The 9,271-nt window shown below is 66.1% G+C and carries 9 protein-coding genes; 2 read left to right on the forward strand and 7 right to left on the reverse strand.

Annotated features, from left to right (window positions below):
• Positions 1-58: 58 nt before the first annotated feature.
• Positions 59-232, reverse strand: coding sequence for a hypothetical protein (locus tag ACFFWD_RS10930; RefSeq protein WP_376964800.1), 174 nt, complete (start codon positions 230-232; stop codon positions 59-61).
• A gap of 121 nt (positions 233-353) precedes the next feature.
• On the opposite strand from ACFFWD_RS10930, the gene ACFFWD_RS10935 reads away from it, so the two are divergent.
• Complete coding sequence (locus tag ACFFWD_RS10935) at positions 354-1,490, forward strand: alpha-hydroxy acid oxidase (RefSeq protein WP_376964802.1); 1,137 nt, start codon at positions 354-356, stop codon at positions 1,488-1,490.
• Between the two features lie 243 nt (positions 1,491-1,733).
• Here the strand turns inward: ACFFWD_RS10935 and ACFFWD_RS10940 are convergent, their stop codons facing one another.
• From ACFFWD_RS10940 to ACFFWD_RS10960, 5 genes are all read right to left on the reverse strand, one after another.
• Positions 1,734-2,342, reverse strand: a complete 609-nt coding sequence (locus tag ACFFWD_RS10940) for a hypothetical protein (RefSeq protein WP_376964804.1) — start codon at positions 2,340-2,342, stop codon at positions 1,734-1,736.
• 213 nt (positions 2,343-2,555) lie between these two features.
• On the reverse strand, positions 2,556-3,134 hold the full coding sequence (locus tag ACFFWD_RS10945; protein ID WP_376964818.1) for a hypothetical protein: 579 nt from the start codon (positions 3,132-3,134) through the stop codon (positions 2,556-2,558).
• 115 nt (positions 3,135-3,249) lie between these two features.
• Positions 3,250-4,092 carry a shikimate dehydrogenase gene (locus ACFFWD_RS10950; protein ID WP_376964806.1) on the reverse strand — a complete coding sequence of 281 codons (843 nt, stop codon included), beginning with the start codon at positions 4,090-4,092 and terminating at the stop codon, positions 3,250-3,252.
• A 206-nt stretch (positions 4,093-4,298) separates the two neighbouring features.
• Positions 4,299-6,347 carry an elongation factor G gene (locus ACFFWD_RS10955; RefSeq protein WP_376964808.1) on the reverse strand — a complete coding sequence of 683 codons (2,049 nt, stop codon included), beginning with the start codon at positions 6,345-6,347 and terminating at the stop codon, positions 4,299-4,301.
• Between the two features lie 144 nt (positions 6,348-6,491).
• Positions 6,492-7,412, reverse strand: coding sequence for a LysR substrate-binding domain-containing protein (locus ACFFWD_RS10960; protein ID WP_376964810.1), 921 nt, complete (start codon positions 7,410-7,412; stop codon positions 6,492-6,494).
• A gap of 127 nt (positions 7,413-7,539) precedes the next feature.
• On the opposite strand from ACFFWD_RS10960, the gene ACFFWD_RS10965 reads away from it, so the two are divergent.
• Complete coding sequence (locus tag ACFFWD_RS10965; RefSeq protein ID WP_376964812.1) at positions 7,540-8,451, forward strand: alpha/beta fold hydrolase; 912 nt, start codon at positions 7,540-7,542, stop codon at positions 8,449-8,451.
• A gap of 19 nt (positions 8,452-8,470) precedes the next feature.
• On the opposite strand, the gene ACFFWD_RS10970 is transcribed toward ACFFWD_RS10965, so the two are convergent.
• Positions 8,471-8,956: a DUF992 domain-containing protein gene (locus ACFFWD_RS10970; protein WP_376964814.1), complete on the reverse strand. Its 486-nt coding sequence runs from the start codon at positions 8,954-8,956 to the stop codon at positions 8,471-8,473.
• Positions 8,957-9,271 lie beyond the last annotated feature (315 nt).

Genomic DNA, 9,271 nt, shown 5'->3' on the forward strand with positions numbered 1-9,271 from the left:
AGTCTTTGTGAAATAAAGGATTACTCCTTACGGCGTGATTCGCCCGCGGGACGTGCCTTTAGTCCTCGCCCTTGCGCTTGACATGGCGGTCGCCCTTGCTCGGCGCCGGCTGGGTCACGTTGACGGGGTCGGAACCCGGGAACGTCTCCTCCAGCCCCTCCTCCAGGGCGTCGTCCAGGCGGCGCTTCTCGGCACTATCATCCGCTTTCGGCTTGGCGACTGCTTGGGTCATCGTACCCTCCCATCGTGCCGGTTCCTGCCTTGCGATTTGGCAGGCGGTTCAACCATGCTAGATGACGACAAGATCTACGATCTACAAGGCTTGCGACTTACAAGAAGGGCCGGGAACCTCCATGAAGCACATTACCTGCATTGAAGATCTGCGCCAGTTGCACAAGCGCCGCGTGCCGAAGGCATTTTTCGATTATGCGGACCGCGGCTCCTACACCGAGGACACGCTGCGCGCCAATTCGGAGGACCTTCAGCAGATCAAGTTCCGCCAGCGCATCCTGGTCGACGTCTCCAAGCGCACCCTGGCCACCACAATCCTTGGCGAGCCCGCGGCGATGCCGCTGATCCTGGCCCCGGTCGGCCTGCTCGGCATGCAGCATGGCGACGGCGAGATCTACGCCTGCCGCGCCGCGCAGGCGGCCGGCATCCCGTTCACGCAGAGCACGATGTCGATCTGCTCGATCGAGGACATCGCGGCCGCGGTCGACAAGCCGTTCTGGTTCCAGCTCTACGTCATGAAGGATCGCGGCTTCATCAAGTCGCTGATCGAGCGCGCGATCGCCGCAAAATGCTCGGCGCTGGTGCTCACCGTCGACCTTCAGGTGATCGGTCAGCGCCACCAGGACATCAAGAACGGCATGACCGTGCCACCGGAGTGGTCGCTGTCGAAGCTGCTGGACTTCGCGAGCAAGCCGTCATGGGTCGCCGGCGTGCTGCGCGGCAAGCGCCGCAGCTTCGGCAACATCGTCGGTCATGTCAAAGGCACCGAGGATCTGACCAAGCTGTCGGAATGGACCGCCTCGCAGTTCGACACCTCGCTGAACTGGAAGGACATCGACTGGATCCGCAGCATCTGGCCGGGCAAGCTGATCTTGAAGGGCATTCTCGACGTCGAGGACGCCGAGCTCGCGGCCAAGACGGGCGCGCAGGCGATCGTGGTCTCCAACCATGGCGGCCGTCAGCTCGACGGCGCGCCGTCCTCGATCGAGGTGCTGCCAGAGATCGTCGATGCGGTCGGCTCGCAGATGGAGATCATGTTCGACGGCGGCATTCGCACCGGCATGGACATCATGCGCGCGCTCGCGCTCGGCGCGAAATCCTGCATGATCGGCCGCGCCTATGCCTACGGCCTCGGCGCCGGCGGCGAGGCCGGCGTCGCCAAGGCGATCGACATCCTGGCGAAGGAGCTCACCACGACGATGGGGCTGTGCGGCGTCAACACGATCGCCGAGATCGACGATCACGTGCTGGCGGTGTAGCCATCTCTCGTAGCCCGGATGGAGCGAAGCGCAATCCGGGACCGTCCTTCGCCGGAAAGATTCCCCGGATTTCGCTTTGCTCCATCCGGGCTACGCGTCTTCTTCCCTTCTCCCCTTGTGGGAGAAGGTGGCGCGGATGCAATCCGCGCCGGATGAGGGGTCTCTATCCGCGGAGACAGACCCCTCACCCGGCTTCGCTTCGCGAAGCCACCCTCTCCCACAAGGGGAGACGGTAAACACGTCTCACATCGGCGGCGTGACGCCGTCGCGGCCGACATTGACGCGGTTGGCTTCCAGCGTGCCGTCATCCTTCTTCATCGCGCCGAAGATGATGATCTTGGCGCCCGGCTTCAGCTCCGACTTGTCGCCGGCGACGAAGGTCACGACCGGGGTGCCCGGCGGCACCACGACTTTCTTCTCGCCATCCTTGTATTTGACCAGGATGTTCTGGCCGTCGGCGCCCTTCACGGTCTCGGCCACGGTCGCGTTGGTCATGGTCGAGTTGGCGCGCAGGTCCCAGGGCCGAAAGCCCTCGGCGGCGCCGCGCTGGTTCTCCGGGAAGATGTGGACCGCGATCGCCTTCTGCGTGCCGTCCGGTTCGGGCATCGCAGTGACGCCGATATAGGAGCCCGGCTTGATCTCCGGCAGCTCGGTGGCGGCAACGCCGAACACCGCGACATTGTCAGTCGTGCGCACCTTCATGTCGGCGCCGTCGCGCGACTTGATCGACAGCATCGGGCCGTCGACGGCCTCGATGGTGCCGCGAATGCGCACCGTCGGCGGCTGCTGCGCCGAGGCGATCGTGGCAAGTGCAACGGCGAACAGCGCTGCAAACAAAGGCGATTTCGGCATGGTGTCCCTCCCGGGGGTTGACTGACCGAGTCACGAACACCGGGAGGTTGAAGGTATTCCGTGGCTACTCAATCACCTTTCCCCGTAGCCCGGATGGAGCCAACGGGTCGCGCGAACGCGCGCCCGATGACATGCTCCGCGCAATCCGGGACGGTCTTGCCGCAGAGAGAACCCGGATTGCGCTTCGCTCCATCCGGGCTACGCAATGTTGCCTCACATCGGCGGGGTCAGCCCGTCGCGGCCGACGCTGATGCGGTTGGTTTCGAACGAGCCGTCGGGCAACGTCTTGGTGAAGGCGATGATCTTGGCGCCGGCCTTGAGATCCGACTTGTCGGCGGGAACATAGGTCACGACCGGTGTCTCCGGCGACACGACGACCTTCTTCTCGCCGTCCTTGTACTTGATCAACAAGGCGTGACCGTCATTGCTGACGACGGATTGGGCGACCGTTGCATTGGTCATGCTGCTGTTCGGACGCAGATCATAGGGCCGCGAGCCCTCGCCGGTGCCGCGCATGTCCTCGGGAAACACATGCACCTCGACCGCGCTCGGCACGCCGTCGGGTCCCGGTACCGTTGTCGTGCCGATGAAGGAACCGACCTTGATGTCGGTCAGCGCAATCTCGGTAAGGCCGAGCACGCGGATGTCGCCCGTCATGTGCAGCTTGACCTCCTCGCCGCTGCGCGACTTCACCGCAAGCGTATCGCCGTCGACGCCCTCGATGGTTCCACGAATACGCGACGGCGACGGCGGCGGCTGCGCGATGGCGTAGAGCGTGGACGCCGTTACCATCGCAAGCGCGATGAACGGACGGATGAATTGGGTAATGCGGGCAGGCATCAGGTGATCTCCGGAGGGTGCGCGCTGACCTAACCCTTGACCCCGGATTTACGATCCTATTCCCGCCTCAAGTCTTTGTGAGATCGGCTTCGACCAGCGCACGCAATTCTGATGTGACTTGCGGACGCTGCCCGAACCACAATTCGAAACCGCGCACCGCCTGATGCAGCAGCATGCCGAGGCCATCGGCGGTTTTCAGGCCGCGCGCCCCTGCCGCGGCAAGCAACGGCGTCACCAGCGGCACATAGACGAGATCGGCGACGACGGCGGTCTGCGGCAGCATGCCGACGTCAACCTCGAGCGCGGGTTGACCGTGCATGCCGAGCGACGTTGTGTTCACGAGCAGACCTGCGCGCGGCAGCAGGTCATTGACCGCGTCCCATGTCGCGGGGTGAACGCGCGCGCCGAATTGGCCGGCGAGCGCGCGGGCGCGGTCTATCGTGCGGTTGACGAGATGCACGCGCGCGATCCCGCGCTCCAGCAGGCCGAACACCACCGCGCGCGCCGAGCCGCCGGCGCCGAGCACCAGGGCATCCTCGGCCTTGTCCCAGCCGAGCGCGCTGGCATCGAGATTGTTGATGAAGCCCTCGACGTCGGTGTTGGTCGAGCACAATTCGCCGTCGGCGAACCACAGCGTATTGGCGGCGCCGACCGCGCGAGCGCGGTCATCCGGCTTCGACAGCGCCAGCGCGCGCTCCTTGTGGGGAATGGTGACGTTGGCACCAACGAAGCCGCGCAGCGACAGCCGCAGCACGAAGTCCTTGAGATCGTCGGGCGGCACCGCCTCGATCACGTAGCCGCCCTCGATGCCGAGCGTGCGCAGCCAGTAATGGTGGATCAGCGGCGAGCGTGAATGCGCCGCCGGCCATCCGATCAGGCAAGCGGCGCGGGCCTTGGTGGTGGTCGTCATGACCTGACATCGGCCAAGCCGCCTTCGCTGTCAATCCTTCCGCTGCGCGGTCGCGGCGGCCAGGGCGCTGAGCGCGCACGCAGCGCCAGGTTGCGGCGGGGATTCAAGCATGCGGTCCTTGCGCCCCGTCATTGGGCGCAAGCCAGCTTTGCAGGGTGGGCTTGCCAACGATCGCGCCACCCTGGCGGCGCGATCGCCGGCGGACCTCACGCCGCGTCGCGATGCGCGGCGATGATCTGGTCGGCGGCGCGGCCCGTCACCTCGGCCATGCGGTCGAACTGGCGGGTGAAGCTGCCGGCGCCGGCCGTGGCCGAACGCAGCTCGACGATGAGGTCGCCGATCTCGGCTTCCGGCATCGTGGCGCGGACGCAGTCCCAACCGCTCCAGCCCTCGCGGGTATCGAAGCCGAGGATCTGGCCGCGGCGCGCCGACAGGATCGCGTTGATCTTGGCGGTCGCTTCCGTCGGACAGACGATTTCGACGAGGTGGATCGGCTCCAGCAGCACCGGCTGGCACTGCGGCAGCCCCTCGCTGACACCGATCCGCGCCGCGGTGCGGAACGCCAGATCGGAGGAGTCGACGCTGTGATAGGACCCGTCCGTCAGCGTGACGTCGACGTCGATGACGGGGAAGCCGAGCGGACCGCGCGCCAACGCGTCGACGACACCCTCCTCCACCGCACCGATATAGTTGCGCGGCACCGCGCCGCCGACCACCTTCTCGTGGAATTCGAAGCCGGTCCCGCGCGGCTTCGGCTTGATGTCGAGCACGACGTCGCCGAACTGGCCGTGGCCGCCGGACTGCTTCTTGTGCCGGCCGCGCTGGGTGATCGGCTTGCGGATGGTTTCCTGATAGCCGATCGCCGGCGTATGCGATTTGACGTTGACGCCGAAGCGATCCTTGAGCCGCTCCTGCGCGACGCGCAGATGCATCTCGCCCTGCCCCCACAGCACCGTGTCGTGGGTGCGCGGATTCTGGATCATGGTGAGCGAGGGGTCCTCCTCGTTCAGCCGCAACAGCGCCTGGCCGAGCTTGACGTCGTCCTTGCGGTCGGTCGCTGCCACCGAGATCGACAGCACCGGCGCTGATGGCTCGACCTTCACCAGCGAGCTCGGCGCGGTCTTGCCGCTCGAGACCGTGTCGCCGGTCTTGATGGCGTCGAGCTTGCCGAGCGCGACCGTGTCGCCGGCGTCCGCCGAGACACGCTTGCTGTCATGTGCGCCCGAGACTGCGAGGATGCCGGAGACGCGTCCGCTCTCGCCGGACGACGACTGCAGCGTCGCGCCATCGTCGAGGTGCCCTGCGAGCAGGCGCACCAGCGACAGCTTGCCGCCGTGCTGCAGGTGCAGGGTCTTGAACACATAGGCCAGCGCATCCCTCGAGTCCGGCGCGCCGAGACGCTTGGCGGTCTCAGCGACGCCGGGCGCTTCGTGGCGCAGCGCCTTCATCAGCCGCAGCACGCCGTTCTCGCGGGCAGCGGCGCCGAGCAGCACCGGACAGATCTGGCCTTCGCGCAGTTCGCGGGCGAGATCGTCGAACACGGCGTCGCGCGGCGGCTGGATGTCCTCCAACAGCTGCTCCATCAGCGCATCGTCATGATCGGCAAGCTTCTCCAGCATCGAGAAGCGCGCTTCCTTCTCGCGATCGAGATTGCCGCCCTCCAGCGCAATGACTTCCGACGGCTTGTGCTCGCGATAGACGAAGGCGCGCTCCAGCGCGAGATCGACGAAGCCTTCAATCAGATCGCCGTTCCAGATCGGGATCTGGCGCAGCACCAACGGCACGCGCGAGGCCGGCTGCAGCGTCACAAGCGTCTCGCGGATCCGCTTGTTGGCGCGATCAATCTTGTTCAGGAATAGAAAACGGGGAATGCCGAGCTCCTCGAGCTCGCGCAGGATGATCTGCAGCTGCGGCAACTTCTTTTCGTCGGCCTCGCAGACCACGACCGCGGCATCGACCGCCGGCAACGCGGCACGCATGTCGTGCGCGAACTCGATCGAGCCGGGACAATCGATGAAGGTGTAGCTGTCACCCATGAAGGTGGTGGTGGCGGCGGTCAGGCCGACGCCCATTTTGTGCTGGCGCGCTTCGGGGCTGGCATCGCCGGCGGAGGTTCCGGCATCGACGCTGCCGGCAGATTTAATGGCGCCAGTGCGCGCCAGGATTGCTTCCAAAAGTGTGGTCTTACCGCTTTGGAAAGGGCCCACCAGTGCGATGCACCGTGGACCTCGGGGACTTCTGACGTCTTGTCCCATTGCCGCCTCCTCGAGTTGGAGCTCGGCCCTTGATTGGGTCGGCAACGGATCATGCTCTGCTTGCGTCGCGCGTTTGGCAAGCGGGAAAACGTCGCTGCGGTGCGGCGGCGCGCGACTTCGTCACAACTTCAGAGCGAAACGAAGTTAACGCGCCAGTTCCGCAGCCGGCGCCGGAACAATGTCCCGCCAGCGCGCCGCAATCGCAAACAGACGCCGCAAGGCCGGCGAGACATCTTCCTCGCGCCAGATGATCGTGAGCGGCGCCATGACCGTCGGCGCAGCGAGCGGAACATAGGCCACGCCGCGACCGGTCTGAGCGCGGGCGGCGCCTTGCGGCACGAGCGACACGCCGACGCTGGCCGCGACGAGACCGATCGCGGTCTGCAGATGCAGAACCTCCTGAGCTATTCGCGGCGTAAACCCCGCGGCCTGACAGGCGGCCACGATCAGCGCGGTGACCGACGGCTCCGGCTGCGCGGGATAGAGCACAAAGGCATCGTCAGACAATTTGGCCAGCGCGATCTCGCTCCTTGCGGCCAGCGGATGCGCGCGCGGCAGCGCTGCGACATAGGGCTCCTCCAGGATCAGCCGCTGCGCAAAACCCGGCTCGGGCGGCAATGGCGGCCGCGCGAAGCCGACATCGATCTGCCGCCGCCGCAACGCCTCGGCGATATCAGCGGCAAGCATCTCGTCGAGCACGAGCTCGACATCCGGACAGGCGTCGCGATAGGCGCCGATGATGTCGGGAAGACCGGCGAACATCGCGGAGCCGACGAAGCCGACCGCGAGCTTTCCGGCCTGGCCGCGGCCGATCCGTCTGACGTCGGCGACGGCGGCTTCGAGGCTTTGCAATAGCGTACGCGCCCGCGTCAGGAACAATTCGCCGGCCTCGGTGAGCCGGACCGGCCTGCTGTTCCGCTGCAAGAGCGTCACGCCCAACTCTTCCTCGAGCTGGCGGATCTGCTGGCTCAACGGCGGCTGGGCGATGTGCAGCCGTTCGGCGGCGCGCGTGAAGTTCAACTCCTCGCCGATCGCCACGAAATAACGCAGGTGTCGCAGTTCCATGGCAGCCGTATAGCACGTCAAATGATTGCGCGAAGCCATATGCGGCGGCTCTGCAATTGTATCGAACGAGTATTGGACCGGACGCCGGATCACGATCAGCCTGCGCGCGAAACGACAGGAGATCATGATGACGGCACTCGAGAAGGCGCTGGCGAACGCGGCCGTGGAAGGCATCACGCAAACGAAGATCGATATTGGCGGCCTGCGCGTGAATGTCGCGCGGTTCGGCAAGGGCAAGCCGCTATTGCTGCTGCACGGCTGGCCCGAGTTCTGGCTGGTGTGGCGCCCGGTGATGCTGCGTCTCGGCGACAGCTTTGAGCTCATCGCACCCGATCTGCTCGGCTGCGGCGACACCGCCAAGCGCACGGCGGGGCCCGACGCCTCGGCCACCGCGCAACGTCACGCGCTCGATATGTTTGGTCTGATGGACGCGCTGGGCATGGAGCGGTTCGGCGTCGTCGGCGGCGATGTCGGGGCCTATGTCATGCAGGCGATGTCGCATCACGCCCCGCAGCGCCTGACCGGCACGCTCTACCTTTGCACGCCCTATCCCGGCCTCGGCCACCGCTACGGCCAACCGAGCCATCTGATCGAGGTCTGGTACCAGTACTTCCAGCAACTGCCATGGGCGGCGCAACTGGTCGGCAGCTCGCGCGAGTCATGCCGGCTTTACTTCCAGCACATCCTCGATCACTGGTCGGGAGACAATCCGGCGGTGTTTGCCGATATGCTCGACGTCTATGTCGACAATTTCATGAAGCCCGGCAACATCCAGGGCGGCTTCGACTGGTATCTCTCTTCCGCGCCCAATCGTCGCCTCTGGCTCGAGGGCAAGCTGCCTGCCAAACCACCGATCAAAGTCCCGTCGCGTTTCCTGTGGGGCCGCCGCGATCCGCTTGTTTTGCCCGAATGGTCCGACCGTCTCGGCGAATACTGGACGGATCCTTCGATCAGCTTCGTCGACACCGGGCACTTCGTTCATGCCGAGGCGCCCGACCTCGTCGCTGACGAGGCGCGCAGCTTCTTCGGCAACCTGTAGGGTGAGCTTTGCTCCGCGACTAACGTCCCGGACGCAATTCCAGGCTCTCAAGCCCGGCGGCAACGTTGACGCCGACCTGGCCCTGCACGCTCAGCGGCTGCAGCGCGATCGTGTTGTTGGAGCCGCCGACCAGCACGTTGCCGCCGACGCCGACGCCGAGCGTCGCACTGCCCTGCGCACCGGCGTAATCGCCGGCGAGGTCGCCGGGCCCGAGCCGCGACACCGGCGCGTAGACGCCCCAGGCCAGCGCCGATTCCTGCGTGATGCCGATGTCGATGCCCACCTTGCGGATGGTGGCGACGTAGCGGTCCTCCGGCATGCCCTCGACCCGCAGCACACAGCCGAGATGGGTGACGGAGCCGACGATGAATCCGACGCTCGCGCCGCCGCGGCACTCCAGCACGCCGACCTGCACGCGCTGCATCGGCTGTTGCGCATTGGCGCCGGCGATCGAGGCCGCCAGCGTGGCGAAGGCGGTAACGGCAAGAAGGATGGGGCGACGCATGAAGGGATCTCCGGCTGAAAGGCGTGATGCGAGCAGAGAACAGAGGCACGCCGCATCGGGCGGCGCCCGGTTCCTATGCCACAACAACGGACGCCGTGCCAGATTTGCGGTACTCGCGCTCAGATTGTTGGACGGTGTGGCCGCCCTGCTATGAGGTGGGCGCCTGCGGCCGCAGGCGGCACGATTTGAGCCGACGCGACGTCACTGCAGCGGCGCCCGGCCGATCGACCGCAATCGGGATAGGGGGACGTCTCACGACGCCGCCCACCGGGTCACCGGAGGCGGTCGCCCGCCCCCGGTTCCCACAGAACGTGG

The organism is Bradyrhizobium erythrophlei (assembly GCF_042430365.1).
Lineage (GTDB): Bacteria > Pseudomonadota > Alphaproteobacteria > Rhizobiales > Xanthobacteraceae > Bradyrhizobium > Bradyrhizobium erythrophlei.

Bases quoted from the DNA above. Each gene is read 5' to 3' on its own strand.
- ACFFWD_RS10935 (WP_376964802.1), top strand. From the start codon at position 354: ATGAAGCACATTACCTGCATTGAAGATCTGCGCCAGTTGCACAAGCGC.
- ACFFWD_RS10950 (WP_376964806.1), bottom strand. From the start codon at position 4,092: ATGACGACCACCACCAAGGCCCGCGCCGCTTGCCTGATCGGATGGCCG.
- ACFFWD_RS10970 (WP_376964814.1), bottom strand. From the start codon at position 8,956: ATGCGTCGCCCCATCCTTCTTGCCGTTACCGCCTTCGCCACGCTGGCG.
- ACFFWD_RS10940 (WP_376964804.1), bottom strand. From the start codon at position 2,342: ATGCCGAAATCGCCTTTGTTTGCAGCGCTGTTCGCCGTTGCACTTGCC.
- ACFFWD_RS10960 (WP_376964810.1), bottom strand. From the start codon at position 7,412: ATGGAACTGCGACACCTGCGTTATTTCGTGGCGATCGGCGAGGAGTTG.
- ACFFWD_RS10945 (WP_376964818.1), bottom strand. From the start codon at position 3,134: ATGGTAACGGCGTCCACGCTCTACGCCATCGCGCAGCCGCCGCCGTCG.
- ACFFWD_RS10930 (WP_376964800.1), bottom strand. From the start codon at position 232: ATGACCCAAGCAGTCGCCAAGCCGAAAGCGGATGATAGTGCCGAGAAG.
- ACFFWD_RS10955 (WP_376964808.1), bottom strand. From the start codon at position 6,347: ATGGGACAAGACGTCAGAAGTCCCCGAGGTCCACGGTGCATCGCACTG.
- ACFFWD_RS10965 (WP_376964812.1), top strand. From the start codon at position 7,540: ATGACGGCACTCGAGAAGGCGCTGGCGAACGCGGCCGTGGAAGGCATC.